At 62.6% G+C, this 14,363-nt stretch carries 13 protein-coding genes and 1 pseudogene; 9 read left to right on the top strand and 5 right to left on the bottom strand.

What is annotated here, in order from left to right:
• Window positions 1-108 precede the first annotated feature (108 nt).
• Genes coaE through ACCQ03_RS16330 form a run of 3 tightly spaced genes read right to left on the bottom strand, consistent with a single transcriptional unit; the run spans window position 109 to window position 2,863 of the window.
• Window positions 109-717 (bottom strand): dephospho-CoA kinase, encoded by a 609-nt coding sequence (gene coaE / locus ACCQ03_RS16340; RefSeq protein ID WP_022558665.1) that lies wholly within the window; start codon window positions 715-717, stop codon window positions 109-111.
• Between the two features lie 13 nt (window positions 718-730).
• Window positions 731-1,594 carry a prepilin peptidase gene (locus ACCQ03_RS16335; protein WP_003491180.1) on the bottom strand — a complete coding sequence of 288 codons (864 nt, stop codon included), beginning with the start codon at window positions 1,592-1,594 and terminating at the stop codon, window positions 731-733.
• Window positions 1,595-1,600: 6 nt separating this feature from the next.
• A complete protein-coding gene (locus ACCQ03_RS16330) occupies window positions 1,601-2,863 on the bottom strand; it encodes a type II secretion system F family protein (RefSeq protein WP_057677885.1) in 1,263 nt (420 codons plus the stop codon).
• Between the two features lie 340 nt (window positions 2,864-3,203).
• Between ACCQ03_RS16330 and ACCQ03_RS16325 the strand changes: the two genes are divergently transcribed.
• The 4 genes from ACCQ03_RS16325 (at window position 3,204) to ACCQ03_RS16310 (ending at window position 5,888) form a co-directional block, all read left to right on the top strand.
• Window positions 3,204-3,632: a pilin gene (locus ACCQ03_RS16325; protein ID WP_057677883.1), complete on the top strand. Its 429-nt coding sequence runs from the start codon at window positions 3,204-3,206 to the stop codon at window positions 3,630-3,632.
• Window positions 3,633-3,765: 133 nt separating this feature from the next.
• On the top strand, window positions 3,766-5,499 hold the full coding sequence (gene pilB, locus ACCQ03_RS16320; RefSeq protein ID WP_061112147.1) for a type IV-A pilus assembly ATPase PilB: 1,734 nt from the start codon (window positions 3,766-3,768) through the stop codon (window positions 5,497-5,499).
• Between the two features lie 61 nt (window positions 5,500-5,560).
• On the top strand, window positions 5,561-5,680 hold the full coding sequence (locus ACCQ03_RS16315; RefSeq protein WP_057687106.1) for a hypothetical protein: 120 nt from the start codon (window positions 5,561-5,563) through the stop codon (window positions 5,678-5,680).
• A 61-nt stretch (window positions 5,681-5,741) separates the two neighbouring features.
• The gene (locus tag ACCQ03_RS16310) at window positions 5,742-5,888 is read left to right on the top strand and encodes a serine/threonine protein kinase (RefSeq protein ID WP_209225622.1); all 147 of its coding nucleotides are present in this window, start codon (window positions 5,742-5,744) and stop codon (window positions 5,886-5,888) included.
• Between the two features lie 203 nt (window positions 5,889-6,091).
• On the opposite strand, the gene ACCQ03_RS16305 is transcribed toward ACCQ03_RS16310, so the two are convergent.
• Window positions 6,092-7,546, bottom strand: coding sequence for a sigma-54-dependent transcriptional regulator (locus ACCQ03_RS16305; RefSeq protein ID WP_017155148.1), 1,455 nt, complete (start codon window positions 7,544-7,546; stop codon window positions 6,092-6,094).
• A 261-nt stretch (window positions 7,547-7,807) separates the two neighbouring features.
• Complete coding sequence (locus ACCQ03_RS16300; RefSeq protein ID WP_209225620.1) at window positions 7,808-9,421, bottom strand: sensor histidine kinase; 1,614 nt, start codon at window positions 9,419-9,421, stop codon at window positions 7,808-7,810.
• A 231-nt stretch (window positions 9,422-9,652) separates the two neighbouring features.
• Between ACCQ03_RS16300 and sucC the strand changes: the two genes are divergently transcribed.
• The 5 genes and pseudogenes from sucC (at window position 9,653) to ACCQ03_RS16275 (ending at window position 14,345) form a co-directional block, all read left to right on the top strand.
• Window positions 9,653-10,822 carry an ADP-forming succinate--CoA ligase subunit beta gene (gene sucC / locus ACCQ03_RS16295; protein ID WP_209225618.1) on the top strand — a complete coding sequence of 390 codons (1,170 nt, stop codon included), beginning with the start codon at window positions 9,653-9,655 and terminating at the stop codon, window positions 10,820-10,822.
• A gap of 24 nt (window positions 10,823-10,846) precedes the next feature.
• Complete coding sequence (gene sucD / locus ACCQ03_RS16290; RefSeq protein ID WP_005921370.1) at window positions 10,847-11,722, top strand: succinate--CoA ligase subunit alpha; 876 nt, start codon at window positions 10,847-10,849, stop codon at window positions 11,720-11,722.
• 239 nt (window positions 11,723-11,961) lie between these two features.
• Window positions 11,962-12,246, top strand: a pseudogene (locus ACCQ03_RS16285) (hypothetical protein); the annotation flags it as partial.
• A gap of 64 nt (window positions 12,247-12,310) precedes the next feature.
• Window positions 12,311-12,682: an endonuclease domain-containing protein gene (locus tag ACCQ03_RS16280; RefSeq protein ID WP_057677779.1), complete on the top strand. Its 372-nt coding sequence runs from the start codon at window positions 12,311-12,313 to the stop codon at window positions 12,680-12,682.
• 22 nt (window positions 12,683-12,704) lie between these two features.
• Window positions 12,705-14,345 carry an NAD+ synthase gene (locus ACCQ03_RS16275; RefSeq protein WP_057677780.1) on the top strand — a complete coding sequence of 547 codons (1,641 nt, stop codon included), beginning with the start codon at window positions 12,705-12,707 and terminating at the stop codon, window positions 14,343-14,345.
• Window positions 14,346-14,363: the final 18 nt, after the last annotated feature.

Raw genomic sequence — 14,363 nt, 5'->3', positions numbered from 1 at the left:
CATCAGTGCACTCTCGGCGCTCTGCAGCGATCGCTACAACCATGTCTGATCAGTTGGGCGATCGATATATTACGCATAGCGCATAAGCAAGTGCCGATGCACAAAGGCCTAAGGGTTGGCGCGTGCACGATAGTCCACGTCCAATCCGCGTGCCACCTGCGACAACTGCTCTAAAACGCCGTGATTGCAGGCGACATCATCGGCGATGGCCAGCCGCTGCTCCCGCGTTGCCTGCGCAGCAATCATGCGATCGGCGAGTTCGGCCGTCGCTCCGTCGCGTTGCATCAGGCGTTCGTGTTGCAAGGCGACTGGTACGTCGACGACGAGGATGCGATCTAGCCAGGGATAGGTGGCGCGCCCACCGGCTTCGGCGAGCAGGGGGATTGCGACAATTGCATAGGGGCCCTGTGCAGCCAGCGCTGCGCGCTGCAGTTCTCTGCGGATGGCCGGGTGGGTGATGGCTTCGAGCGCTTGCCGTTGCGCGGTGTCTGCAAAGACGCGGTAGCGTAGCGCTTGTCGGTTCAAGGTTCCGTCGGGGAGCAAAACGCTATCCCCGAAGTGCGCAGCAATGGCGTCGAGGATCGGCCCCGGTGCCACAACCTGCCGCGCAACCACATCCGCATCGATCACCGGTACACCCAGTTTCTCGAACTCCGCGGCTAGCGCGCTCTTGCCGGACGCGATGCCGCCCGTAAGGCCGACGATGAAATCACTCATCGTCGCGCCAGGGTCAACGCAGGCCTGCGAAGTGCAGGTAGCCGTCCACCAGGTCGTTGCCCCAGAAGAACACCACCCAGCCGGCAATGGCCAGGTAGGGGCCGAACGGGATGGGGGTGGCGCGGTCGCGGCCCTTGGCGACCAGCCAGATCGAGCCGAGGATGGCGCCGACCAGCGAAGAGATCAGGATGATCGGCAGGATGCCTTTCAGCCCGCACCACGCACCTAGCGCGGCCAGCAGCTTGAAGTCGCCATGGCCCATGCCTTCCTTGCCGGTGAGCTGCTTGAACAGCCACCACACCGTCCATAGCGATACATAGCCAACTGCCGCGCCCAGCAGCGCGGGCTTGGCCGGCATGTACAGGTTGTCCATCGAGCCGACCAGACCCAACCACATCAGCGGCAGAGTCAACTGGTCCGGCAGCAGCTTGTGACGCAGGTCGATGCCCGACATCGCCACCAGGAAGCAGCTCAACACGATCGCGCCGAAGCCCTGCCAGCCGAAGCCGAAGCGCCACACGCTGGCGACGCACAGGATGGAGGTGAGCAACTCGACCAACGGATACTGAATCGAGATTGGCTTGCCGCTGTAGCGCGACTTGCCGCGCAGCATCGCCCAGCTCAGGACCGGAATGTTCTCCCACCACTTGAGCTTGTCGCCCGTCACCGGGTCGTGCGAGGGCTCCACCACGATCCCCGGCGGTGGCGGCTCGTAAATGTCCGGCAGCTCCAAAATCTCGCGCGCATCCCGTCGCCACTGCCACTCCATACGCTTGGGCAAGCGCAGGATCACCACGTTCAGGAAGCTGCCGATCAGCAGTCCCAGTCCGGCCGCGGCAGGAAAGCCGAGGCCGGGATGCTGGTCGAGAAATGCCATTACGTCTTATCCAACCACTGCGCCGAGTTTGAAGATCGGAAGATACATGCCGATGACCATGCCGCCCACGACAACGCCAATGAAGACCATAATCATTGGTTCGAGCAGGCTGCTGAGTGCATCCACGGCATTATTAACCTCCTGCTCGAAGTATTCCGCTACCTTGAAAAGCATCGAGTCTAGCGCGCCCGCTTCTTCGCCAATCGCGGTCATTTGAATGACCATGTGTGGAAAAAGGTTTACCTGTTTCATCGCCATGTTGACAGGGTATCCCACGGATACGTCGTCACGCATGCGGAGTACAGCATCTTCGTAAACGCGGTTCCCAGTGGCGCCCGCAACAATGCCTAATGCCTCTACCAGTGGGACGCCGGCTTTGAAGGTAACAGCGGTGGTGCGCGCGAAACGCGCAATCGAACTGTTATGCATGATTTGACCTATGACAGGTACTCTCAATATCAGCCTGTCCATAGTGTGCTGCATGCTTGGCGAACGCTTATAAGCAAAGACAAATCCGACGATGGCGCCTGCTATGACGAAGAACATAATCCACCAATAGCTCACCATGAAGCGTGAGGCTCCCACAATCATTTGAGTAAAAGCAGGTAGCTCGGCACCAAAACCTTTAAAAACCTCCTCAAATTGAGGGACGACAAAGATGAGGAGGATGGCGCTGACAATCAGGGCGACTGCAATAACCATGGCTGGATAAAATAGGGCCTTTTTGATCTTGCCCTTTAGTGCTTCTATATTTTCTTTGTAAGTGGCAACCGTATCTAGCACTGTCTCCAGGACGCCTGCACCCTCACCTGCTCTTACAAGGTTTCGGTAGAGCTCGTCAAACTGAACCGGATGTCTGCTGATTGATTCGTAAAGGGAGGAGCCTCCCTCAATATCCGTTCTCACTTGACCCACCATCTTTTTCATCCGCGGGTTTTTGTGACCCTCACCGATGATCTCGAGCGAGCCTACAATCGGCACCCCCGATTTCATCATGGTCGCCATCTGGCGGCTGAAAAAAGCGATGTCTTTTGGCGTGATTTTCTTGCCTGCAGCACCGAACAACGGCTTAGGCTTAAGCTTGACTATCGATGGATTGATACCCTGGCGGCGAAGCTCCGCCCGCAACATGTTCATGTTGCGAGCAGTCTGTTCGCCTTTCATCTTGATCCCGCGTTTGTCAGTTCCTTCCCAAAGGAACAGCTGTAGCTGTTGAACGGTGCTACGATCCGCAGTTTGCTTCTTGATGGCGTTGCGTGCGACAGACATTTCGAATTCCCCCATCGGCCATCCCCAGGCCGGAGCTAGCAGCATGATAGCGCGTTTGAGCAGGCCGGGCATTTGGTCATGAAGGAGAAGTGTGGGCCTCAGGATGTGCATCAAATGGGGCTGAAAGTGACAGGGAGCGTCACTTTGCATGGGGGGTCGCAATTATGGAAATTCACGCTTCCAATCCCCAGAACGTCTGCAATCATTGCTCTCAGGGATACATCTGGGGTTGGTGCGAAGTTGGCACGTAACCTGCTTGATCCCACTTGCACGACCACCGCGGACCGGTTCCAACACACCTAGTCCGCCTCGATTACCACAACCTCTTGGGGATGCATCTATGAAGAAGCAAAACGGCTTTACCCTTATCGAACTGATGATCGTTGTCGCGATCATCGCAATCCTTGCTGCCATCGCGTTGCCGGCCTACCAGGACTACACCGTTCGCGGCCGCGTCTCTGAAGCGATGGTTGCCGCGTCTGCCGCCAAGACGGTGGTGGCCGAAAATGCCGCCAACGGCTCTGCCCTGAATAGCGGGTGGACCCCTCCTACGGCGACCAATAATGTTGCCAGCGTAGCCGTTGCTGCCGCTACGGGCAATATTACTGTGACCACTACCGATAAGGCCGGCGGCGGCACGATCATTTTTGCTCCCACCGCTAACGGCGCTGCGCTGACTTCCGGCACCGTTCCTACCGATCGCATTTCGTGGGATTGCAAGGGTGGCACCTTGGTTGCCAAGTATCGTCCGGCTGAATGCCGCACCTAATCTGCTGATTTGTATCGCAGCTACAGCTAAGCTATTTGCCAAGCCCGCAGATGCGGGCTTGGTTTTTTGTCTTTCTGTTGGCGAAAAGATAGGAAGTAGTAAAGTACTGTTACTCTAAATTGGGAAGATTGTGATGAGTGCAGTCGCGGCGAACTTAGTGGGAATTACAGGCATTGCACGCCGTTTGGTGCAGGATGGAGCACTGGATGAGGCAAGTGCCCGTACCGCAATGGACCAAGCCGCGGCGGCGAAGATTCCGCTTCCCCAATGGTTCTCCGAGAAAAAGCTGGTTTCAGCGTCTCAATTGGCCGCTGCCAATGCAGTCGAGTTCGGCATGCCACTACTGGACGTGTCGGCATTCGACGCCAACCAAAACGCGGTGAAGCTGGTCAGCGAGGAATTGCTCCAGAAGCATCAAGTGCTGCCGCTGTTCAAGCGCGGCAACCGGTTGTTCGTGGGGGTGAGCAACCCGACCCAGACCCGGGCGCTGGACGACATCAAGTTCCATACGAACCTGGTGGTCGAAGCCATTCTTGTCGACGAGGATCAGATCCGCCGGACGCTCGAACAGTGGCAGGCCAGCAACGCGTCGTTGGGTTCGTCGCTTGGCAACGACGACGAGGAGATGGGGGATCTGGACGTTTCGGCTGGCGACGAGGACATGGGCGCCGGCGGGGATTCCGGGGTCGATGCCAAGGGCGACGACACGCCGGTGGTGAAGTTCGTCAACAAGGTGCTGGTGGATGCGATTAGGCGGGGAGCCTCGGACATCCATTTCGAGCCGTATGAAGACGACTACCGGGTGCGCTTGCGCATCGATGGCCTGCTGAAGAATGTGGCCAAGGCGCCGGTGAAGCTGAATCAGCGCATCGCAGCACGCTTGAAGGTGATGTCGCAGCTGGATATCGCCGAGAAGCGGGTGCCGCAGGACGGGCGCATCAAGCTCAACCTGTCCAAGACCAAGCAGATCGACTTCCGTGTCAGTACCTTGCCGACCCTGTTCGGTGAGAAGGTGGTGCTGCGTATCCTGGACGGCAGCGCGGCCAAGCTGGGTATCGACAAGCTGGGCTATGAGGCGGACCAGCAGAAGTTGTTCCTGGAAGCGATCCACAAGCCGTACGGGATGGTACTGGTGACCGGGCCGACTGGCTCGGGCAAGACCGTGTCGCTGTACACGGCGCTGGGTATCCTCAATGACGAGACGCGCAATATCTCCACTGCGGAGGACCCGGTCGAAATCCGCTTGCCTGGTGTCAACCAGGTGCAGCAGAACAACAAGCGTGGCATGACCTTCGCCGCAGCCTTGCGCTCGTTCCTGCGACAGGATCCGGACATCATCATGGTCGGCGAAATCCGCGACCTGGAGACCGCCGAAATCGCGATCAAGGCGGCGCAGACCGGTCACATGGTGCTGTCGACGTTGCACACCAACGATGCGCCACAGACCATTGCGCGTTTGATGAACATGGGCATCGCGCCGTACAACATCACCTCGTCGGTGACCCTGGTCATCGCGCAGCGGCTGGCGCGGCGGTTGTGCAACAACTGCAAGCGCAAGTCGACCCTGCCTGATAACGCATTGCTGGCCGAAGGATTCACGCCTGCCCAGCTTGCCGCAGGGATAGAGCTGTATGAGGCGGTTGGCTGCGATGAGTGCACCGAAGGCTACAAGGGGCGTACCGGTATCTACCAGGTGATGCCGATGACCGACGAGATCGGTGCGATCGTGCTGGAAGGCGGCAATGCAATGCAGATCGCCGAAGCCGCGCAGGCGATCGGTATCCGCGATTTGCGTCAGTCGGCGCTGATGAAGGCTGCGAATGGGGTGACCAGCCTGGCAGAGATCAACCGGGTCACCAAGGACTAAAGGCCCTCATCCGCCCTTCGGGCACCTTCTTCCGCAAGCGGGAGAAGAGGGCTGCACTGCGATGCAGATCGCTGATGCGGCGCAGGAGGTCGGTATCGGCGATTTGCGCCAGTCGGCGTTGATGGGGGCTGCGCATTGGGTCACCAGCCTTGCCGAGATCAATCGTGTGACGAAGGACTAAGCGCCCTCATCCGCCCTCCGGGCACCTTCTCCCGCAAGCGGGCGAAGAGGGCTGCACTGCGATGCGGATCGCCGATGCAGCCCAGAAGATAGGTATCGGCGATTTGCGCCAGTCGGCGTTGATGGGGGCTGCGCATTGGGTGACCGGCCTGGCGGAAATCAATCGAGTAACCAAGGACGAAGGGCTGGGAATCGGGAATCGGGATTAGGGATTAGGGATTAGGGAATTGGAACAGCTTGCGGACCCGTACGTTCCAGGCTGTTTTGTGTGGACAACAGCGTCGAGCGTTGCAGCCGACGATCGGGAGCTGACGCATGAGCCAGTCCATCGCAGTGTCTCCCACACAGGCCATCGAGGCCGGCGACTGCGCTTTTACGATTCCCGATTCCCCAATCTCGATTCCCGGCTCTTCTACTCCATCCCCAGCTTCTTCAATTTGTAGCGCAGCGCCCGAAACGTAATGCCCAGCTGCGCGGCAGTCTTGGTCTTGTTCCAGCGGTTTTCTTCCAGCGCCTTCTGGATCGCGGCGCGTTCCAGTTGTTCGATGTAGGACGGCAGCGCGGCTGAGGCGGGGTCGATGTCGACGACGGCTTCGCGCGGTTCGGCCGCGGCACCTCCTGAGGGGGCGGCCAGACGGTGGCCGCCGTGGGCGGGCAGGCGCAGGTCGGTGGCGCTGATCTGGTCGTCTTCGGCCAGGGCCAGGGCGCGTTCGAGGATGTTTTCCAGTTCGCGCACGTTTCCGGGGAAGCCGTAGTGATTCAATGCGTCGAGCGCAGATTGGGTCAGCAGCGGAATGGGGCGGCCGTGGCTGTGTGCCAGCCGCGCGATGATGGCCGCGGCCAGCTGCGGCAGGTCGCCACCGCGTTCGCGCAGCGGCGGCACACGCAACTCGATCACGTTGATGCGGTAGTACAGGTCATGCCGAAAGCGGCCGTCGGAGACCAGGTCGCCCAGATCCTTGTGGGTGGCCGAGAGGATGCGCACATCCACCAGCGATTCGCTGGATGCGCCGACCGGTCGCACCGACTTTTCCTGGATGGCGCGCAGCAGCTTGACCTGCATTTGCAACGGCAATTCGGCCACTTCGTCCAGGAACAAGGTGCCGCCGTGCGCGGCCTGGAACAGCCCGGGCTTGTCGGCATGCGCGCCGGTGAAGCTGCCTTTCTTGTGGCCGAAGAATTCGCTTTCCATCAGCTCGGCGGGAATGGCGCCGCAGTTGACCGGCACGAACGGGCCGGCGGCGCGTGCGCCTTGTTCGTGGATGGTACGTGCGACCAGCTCCTTGCCCACGCCCGATTCGCCGACGATGTAGACCGGCGCCTGGCTGCGCGCCACCTTGCCGATGGTGGCGCGCAGGCTTTCCATGGCGCTGGAGTCGCCAAGCAGGCGGCTGGCCTGTTCCGGTGGTGGCGGTGGCGGAGCGGGGCGGTCGCGGTTGTTCAATTCCAGCGCGTGCTTGACCAGGCCGCGCAGCACGCCGATGTCGACCGGCTTGCTGACGAAATCGAAGGCGCCGGCTTTCAGCGCTTCCACGGCCAGGTCCATGCTGCCGAAGGCGGTGATCATCGCCACCGGCGTCTGCGGATAGTGTTTTGCGATTTCGGTGACCAGTTCGATGCCGTTGCCGTCTGGCAACCGCATGTCGGTCAGGCACAAATCGTAGGGATTGTTGGCCAGCAACTCGCGCGCCTCGGCCAGGTTGGCAGCGGTGCTGATGCGCAGGCCCATGCGGCCCAGGGTGAGAACAAGCAACTCGCGGATATCACGCTCGTCATCGACAACCAGGGCGCTTTTGGGTTCGTTCATGGGACGCACGATAGCCCAGCGTGATGACGGTCGACAATTGTCGAGCGGGTCGCCGCCCAACCATTCACCTGCTGCGCGGGCGCATCGTTGCGGCTTTCAGCGCGTTTGCAAGGCGCCGATGCCAGTCGGCGATTCGCAGCTGTCGATGTGCTGTGTTGCCAAACGCGTCTGGTTAGCGGGGGGGCGCAAGCCGGTAAGGCCTGCGAACCAGGTGCCGCGTGGCGTTTGCGTCTTCGCCAATTGCAACGCGTTCTATCGAACAAGTAACGCTCTGCTAGATATCGCCACATCAGGCATCCCGCTCAGCCGACAGCCGAGCACTCACTTGCCGAGCAATCCGTTGGGGCCTTGCAACGAGATCCGGAAGCACGCGCCGCCGCCGGGGACCGCGACGTAGTCCAGTTGCGCCTGGTTGGCGCGGCAGAGTTCCTGGGCGATGTACAGGCCCAGGCCGGTGCCGTGTTCGGAGGTGGTGTAGAACGGGCGGAACAGTTGTGCCGCCACCGCTTCCGGAATGCCTGGGCCGCGGTCGATCACATCGATCACTGCCTTGCGCTCGAGGCGTTCGACGTGCAGCTTGACCCGTGCCGGTTCGTCCATCACCCGGCCGTACTTGAGTGCGTTGTGCACCAGCGCGGTGAGGATCTGATGCAGGTGCTTGGGGTCGACCAAGGCATGCACGGAGCTCCCCTGGATGCCGGCCTCCAGGATGTCGGTTTCCATCGACAAGGTCTGGCGGTATTCGACCACGAAGCGGCGCACGAATGCGGCCAGGTCCAGATTGTCCGGGGTGGCGCGTTCCCGGCGCGCCAGCGCGAGGACGCTTTCGACGATGCCGTTGGTGCGCTGGCATTGCTGGTGGATGATCTGCAGCAGGCGGCGGTCGGCATCGCCGATGTCCGGCGATTCCTCCAGCAACTGCGAGGCGTAGCTGATGGCGGCTAGCGGGTTGCGGATCTCGTGCGCCAGGCTGGCCGAAAAGCGCCCCATGGCCGACAGGGTCAGCGACTCGGCACGGCGCGACACCACCGTGGCGTCGTCGAGAAACACCAGCGCCAGGTCGCTGTCGGCAAGCAGGCGCACGAAGCGCGGCTGCACTTCCGGGCGGTCGGCGCCGAGTTGCAGCGGCGCTTCTTCCTCGCGCCAGCCGCTGCGCCAGCGCTGCAGCCGGCGCGCCAGTTCCGGGGTGAGCGCCACCAGCGACAGGTCGGTGGACGGGGTGCGCTGGTCGCCATCGCCCAGCAAGCTCAGCGCCGCTTCGTTGGCCAACGAGATATGGTTGTGGGTATCCACCACCAGCACGCCGGTGCGCATGCGCCGGATGATCAGCTCGTTGATCTCGTACAGATTGGCGACCTGGGCGCCGCGTTCTTCGGCCAGCATCTGGTTGCGACGGGCGCGCGCGGCGATTTGTTCGCAGATGAAGGCCACCGCGACGTAGCTGGTGGCAAACATTGCCAGCTCCGCCACCGGCCGGGTGGCGCCGCCGCCTTCGAGCAGGGTCCACAGGTATTCCAGCAGGATGGCGGCGCTGGCGAGTACCGCGATGCTCATGCCGTAGCGCAGCCGCAGCAGGATGGAGGCGGCCGCCACGTTGAACAGCAGCATCATCGCAATCCCGGCGCTGGCACCGGGCAGCGCGTGCGTGGCCAGGGTGGCGGCAAGGATGTCGGCCATTACCGCGCACAGCACGGTCGGGGTGAGGCGGCGTTCGCCGCGGCCCCAGAACAGCAGCGGGATCGCCATGCACAGGTAGCCGATCGCCACGCCGGCGGCCAGGCGCGGGTAGCGCGGCTCGGGGATGGCGTCGGACAAGGGGCTGAACACCAGTGCGGCGATCAGGCCGGCCACCAGCACCCGGTACAGCGAGAAAAAGTACAGCTCGCGCTGCGGCGCGGACTGGATCCGGGCGATGAGCGATGCGATGGATGCCAAGCCGATTCCCCGCTGGAGCGAGCCGCGAGTATAGGCAGGTGCGCGGTCTGCGCAGCGCTTGCGCACAGAGTCGGCCGGCGCGCAAGCGCTGCGATCGGGCGGCCAATCCCGTCGAATTTTGCGCCGCACGGCGTGGTCGGCCACAATAGGCGGCCCGTTCGCGTCCCATGACGTGCCGCCCCGGCGGTCTGCGTTGCACGCAGCGGTCGTTTCCTTTTCCCACGGTGACGCATGAATTTCCACGAATACCAGTCAAAACAGCTGCTTGCCGAGTACGGCATCCCCGTTCCGGCCGGCAAGGTCGCGGCGACCCCGGACGAAGCGGTTGAAGTCGCCAATTCCCTGGGCAATGGCCCCTGGATGGTGAAGGCGCAGATCCACGCGGGCGGCCGCGGTAAGGCTGGCGGCGTCAAGTTCTGCAAGACCATCGACGATGTGAAGGCCGCAGCAGCCAAGATGCTCGGCACCAAGATGTCCACCTACCAGACCGCCGGCGTCGAGCTGCCGATCAACCTGGTGCTGGTCACCACGGCCGGTGAGATCGTCAAGGAGCTGTACTTGTCGATCCTGGTCGACCGCGGGACCAAGACCATCACCTACATCGCCTCCAGCGAGGGCGGCGTGGAGATCGAGCAGGTGGCGGCCGAAACCCCTGAGCTGATCCACGCGCTCAATGTGGATTTCGTCGAAGGCGTGCAGGGCTACCACGGCCGCGATTTCGGCTTCAAGCTCGGCCTGAACGCCAAGCAGGCCGGCCAGTTCGCCAGCATCATGGTGAACCTGTATCGCCTGTTCAACGAAAAGGACCTGGCGCTGGTTGAAATCAACCCGCTGGCGATCCTGGACGACGGCAACCTGTACGCGCTGGACGGCAAGTTCGACAGCGACGACAACGCCGCGTTCCGTCAGAAGCAGCTGGTCGCCATGCGCGACAAGACGCAGGAAGACGAGACCGAAGTGACCGCGTCTGAGCTGGACATCAACTACGTCACCATGGACGGCAACATCGGCTGCATGGTCAATGGTGCAGGCCTGGCCATGGCCACCATGGACGTGATCAAGCTCAATGGCGGCGAGCCGGCGAACTTCCTGGACGTGGGCGGCGGTGCGAACAAGCAGCGCGTCATCGAGGCGTTCAAGCTGATCCTGTCCTCGGACAAGGTCGAAGGCATCTTCGTCAACATCTTCGGCGGCATCGTCCGCTGCGACATGATCGCCGAAGGCATCATCGCCGCGGTCAAGGAAGTGGGCGTCAAGGTTCCGGTCGTGGTGCGCCTGGAAGGCACCAACGTGGAAGAAGGCAAGCAGCTGCTGCGCGACAGCGGCATGGCCATCATCCCGGCCGACAACATCAACGACGGTGCCAAGAAAGTCGTTGAAGCTGTCAAGAACGCCGCCTGATCCACGACACCGAAGGAATTATCCATGTCCGTTTTGATTAACAAGAACACCAAGGTGATCGTGCAGGGCTTTACCGGCCAGCAGGGCACCTTCCACGCCACTCAGATGGTCGAGTACGGCACCCAGGTCGTCGGCGGCGTGACGCCCGGCAAGGGCGGCACCACCCATATCAACCTGCCGGTGTTCAACACCGTCGCCGACGCGGTCGAGGCCACCGGCGCCGACGCCTCGGTGATCTACGTGCCGCCGCCGTATGCGGCCGACGCGATCCTGGAAGCGGCTGCGGCCGGCATCAAGGTCATCGTCTGCATCACCGAAGGCATCCCGGTGCTGGACATGCTGCGCGTCAAGAACGTGCTGACCCGCTCGCATCCGGACACCGTGCTGATCGGGCCGAACTGCCCCGGCGTGATCACCCCGGGCGAATGCAAGATCGGCATCATGCCGGGCCACATCCACAAGCCGGGCAAGATCGGCATCGTGTCGCGTTCGGGCACGCTGACCTACGAAGCGGTCAAGCAGACCACCGAAGTCGGCCTGGGCCAGTCCACTTGCATCGGCATCGGCGGCGACCCGATCAACGGACTGAACTTCGTCGACTGCCTCAAGCTGTTCAACGAAGACCCGCAGACCGAAGGCATCATCATGGTCGGCGAGATCGGCGGCGACGCCGAGGAAGCCGGTGCCGAGTACATCAAGAACCACGTCAAGAAGCCGGTCGTCGGCTTCATCGCCGGTGCCTCCGCGCCAGCCGGCAAGCGCATGGGCCACGCTGGTGCGATCGCGTCCGGTGGCAAGGGCACGGCCGAAGGCAAGTTCGCGGCGATGGAAGCCGCTGGCGTCAAGACCGTCCGTTCGCCGGGCGATCTGGGTGCGGCGATCGCAGCGCTGGTGAAGTAAGCACGCCCCGCGCGCAAGCGTGTGAGCGTCAGAGAGGCCGCCTTCGGGCGGCCTTTTTTGTTGTTGGTGCGCGGGAGCTTGCCCTCATCCGCCCTTCGGGCACCTTCTCCCGCACGCGGGAGAAGGGAGTGACGAGCGCAGGTGTGAGTGTCGGGGCGATAAGAGCTGCAACTTTGCGGCACCGGCACCGGCACCGGCACCGGCACCGGCACCGGCACAAACACCAACAGCACAAACACCAACAGCACAAACACCACAAACACCAACACCAACAGCACCAGCACCAGCACCAGCACCAGCGCCACCAGCAGCGCCACCAGCACTAGCACCACCAGCACCAGCACCAGCAGCAGAAGCAGCAGAAGCAGCAGCAGAAGCAGCAGACGCAGAAGCAGCAGACGCAGAAGCAGCAGACGCAGAAGCAGACCGATCCACCGCCTGCCTTTCGTCTTGGATTTCCCCTCTCCCGCTTGCGGGAGAGGGGCAGGGGTGAGGGCGGCTTTCCCCACACTCCCCGACGGCCGCAGCCGATAGCGATCCGTGGCGCTCCACACCAAGCTGTGAGCTCCCCAGACCTGGGTGCTTCCGATGCGCACCGGTGAGAAGATCCGCTTTGCAAAAACCTTGCGGCGCGAGATGACCGCTGCCGAGCGTTTGCTTTGGTACCGCCTGCGCGATCGGCGGCTGTTGGGATTCAAGTTCCGCAGGCAGTGTCCGGTCGGCCCGTATGTCGCCGATTTCGCCTGCCTGGAACGGGCGCTGATCGTCGAACTTGACGGCAGCCAACACCTGGATGCGTCCTCCGATGCCGCGCGCGAGACCTTCCTGCACCGAAAAGGCTTCCAGCTGCTGCGCTTCTGGAATAATGAAGTGCTGGTGCGCACCGACGCTGTCTGCGACGCGATTGCGCAGCGGCTATGCGTTGCCCGCTTCTCTCTTCCTCCTTCCGGCGTTCGGTAGGAATCTGCAAAAGGCTGCCGATATGTCCCAGACCCTCCGCATCGCCATGGCCCAGTTCGACTTCCCGGTCGGCGGCGTGACGCAGAATACCGATCGCATCATCGAATACATCGCAGCGGCGCGCGACGAGTTCGAGGCCGACATCGTGCTGTTTCCCGAATTGGCGATCAGCGGGTATCCGCCGGAAGACTTGCTGTTACGGCCGGGATTCCTCGCTCATTGCGAACAGGCGCTGGCACGGATTGCGGCGGCCACGCGCGGCATCGTGGCGGTGGTCGGCTGGCCGCAAAGCGCCGGCAGCGTGGTCTACAACGCCGCCAGCGTGTTGCGCGACGGGCGAATCGAAGCCACCTACCGCAAGCGCGAACTGCCCAACTATGCGGTGTTCGACGAGCGTCGGTATTTCGACGTGGACCCGGATGGCGAGAACTGCGTGGTCACGGTCAAGGGCGTGCGGGTGGGCGTGGTGATCTGCGAAGACCTCTGGTTCGCCGAGCCGTTGGCCAACACGGTACGGGCGGGCGCGGAATTGGTGCTGGTGCCCAACGCCTCGCCCTACGAGCGCGGCAAGCATGCGCAACGCGATGCATTGCTGGCCGAACGCACCCGCGAGAGCGGGGCGGCGATTGCCTATCTCAACGTCGTGGGCGGGCAGGATGCACTGGTGTTCGATGGCGCCTCGGTGGTGGCCGATGGCGACGGCACCGTGCATCCCGCCGCTGCAGCCTTTGTGGACCAGTGGCTGGTGGTGGACTACGCGGCCGGCGAGCGCAGCTTCACTCCGGTGGTGTGGGTGGACGACGGCGACGAGAGCATGGACGCGCTGGCCTGGCGCGCGGTGGTGCGCGGGCTGCAGGACTATTGCCGCAAGAACGGCTTCAGCAAGGTCTGGCTGGGCTTGTCCGGCGGCATCGACTCGGCACTGGTGTTGGCGATGGCGGTGGATGCGCTGGGCGGCGACAACGTGACCGCCGTGCGCCTGCCGTCGCGCTACACCGCGAACCTGTCCAACGACCTGGCCGACGAGCAATGTCTCGCGCTGGGCGTGAAGCTGGAGACCATCGCGATCGAGCCGGCTTTCGAAGGCCTGCTCGGCTCGCTGGGGCCGATGTTCGAAGGCACACAGCCGGACATCACCGAAGAAAACCTGCAGTCGCGCAGCCGTGGCGTGATCCTGATGGCGCTGTCGAACAAGTTCGGCGGGCTGGTGCTGACCACCGGTAACAAGAGCGAATACGCAGTGGGTTACGCCACCATCTATGGCGACATGTGCGGTGGCTATGCGCCGCTCAAGGACCTGTACAAGACGGAGGTGTTCGGCCTGGCGAAATGGCGCAACACCGTCGGCGGCGCGCCGGTGATTCCGCCGGCGGTGATTTCGCGCCCGCCGTCGGCGGAGTTGCGCGACAACCAGACTGACCAGGATTCGCTGCCGCCGTACGATGTGCTCGACGGCATCCTGTATCGCTACGTCGATCAGGAGCAGTCGCGCGACGACATCGTTGCGGCAGGCTATGCGGCCGATACCGTCGAGCATGTGCTGCGCCTGGTACGGCTCAACGAGTGGAAGCGCCATCAGTCCGCGCCCGGGCCCAAGGTGTCGCGGCGTGCATTCGGTCGCGAACGGCGCTATCCGATCACCAACGGGTATCGCGGGCAGTAGTCCGAACGGCTAATCCGG

Origin of the sequence: Xanthomonas sp. NCPPB 3569 (assembly GCF_041475645.2) — a bacterium.
GTDB lineage: Bacteria > Pseudomonadota > Gammaproteobacteria > Xanthomonadales > Xanthomonadaceae > Xanthomonas > Xanthomonas phaseoli.
The sequence above is the reverse complement of the archived record's forward strand: the minus strand, read 5'-3'. Positions and strand labels throughout refer to the sequence as shown.

Excerpts from the sequence above, each read along its gene's own strand:
- coaE (WP_022558665.1), bottom strand. The coding sequence starts at position 717 with ATGAGTGATTTCATCGTCGGCCTTACGGGCGGCATCGCGTCCGGCAAG.
- ACCQ03_RS16335 (WP_003491180.1), bottom strand. The coding sequence starts at position 1,594 with ATGGCATTTCTCGACCAGCATCCCGGCCTCGGCTTTCCTGCCGCGGCC.
- ACCQ03_RS16330 (WP_057677885.1), bottom strand. The coding sequence starts at position 2,863 with ATGTCTGTCGCACGCAACGCCATCAAGAAGCAAACTGCGGATCGTAGC.
- ACCQ03_RS16325 (WP_057677883.1), top strand. The coding sequence starts at position 3,204 with ATGAAGAAGCAAAACGGCTTTACCCTTATCGAACTGATGATCGTTGTC.
- pilB (WP_061112147.1), top strand. The coding sequence starts at position 3,766 with ATGAGTGCAGTCGCGGCGAACTTAGTGGGAATTACAGGCATTGCACGC.
- ACCQ03_RS16315 (WP_057687106.1), top strand. The coding sequence starts at position 5,561 with ATGCAGATCGCTGATGCGGCGCAGGAGGTCGGTATCGGCGATTTGCGC.
- ACCQ03_RS16310 (WP_209225622.1), top strand. The coding sequence starts at position 5,742 with ATGCGGATCGCCGATGCAGCCCAGAAGATAGGTATCGGCGATTTGCGC.
- sucC (WP_209225618.1), top strand. The coding sequence starts at position 9,653 with ATGAATTTCCACGAATACCAGTCAAAACAGCTGCTTGCCGAGTACGGC.
- sucD (WP_005921370.1), top strand. The coding sequence starts at position 10,847 with ATGTCCGTTTTGATTAACAAGAACACCAAGGTGATCGTGCAGGGCTTT.
- ACCQ03_RS16280 (WP_057677779.1), top strand. The coding sequence starts at position 12,311 with ATGCGCACCGGTGAGAAGATCCGCTTTGCAAAAACCTTGCGGCGCGAG.
- ACCQ03_RS16275 (WP_057677780.1), top strand. The coding sequence starts at position 12,705 with ATGTCCCAGACCCTCCGCATCGCCATGGCCCAGTTCGACTTCCCGGTC.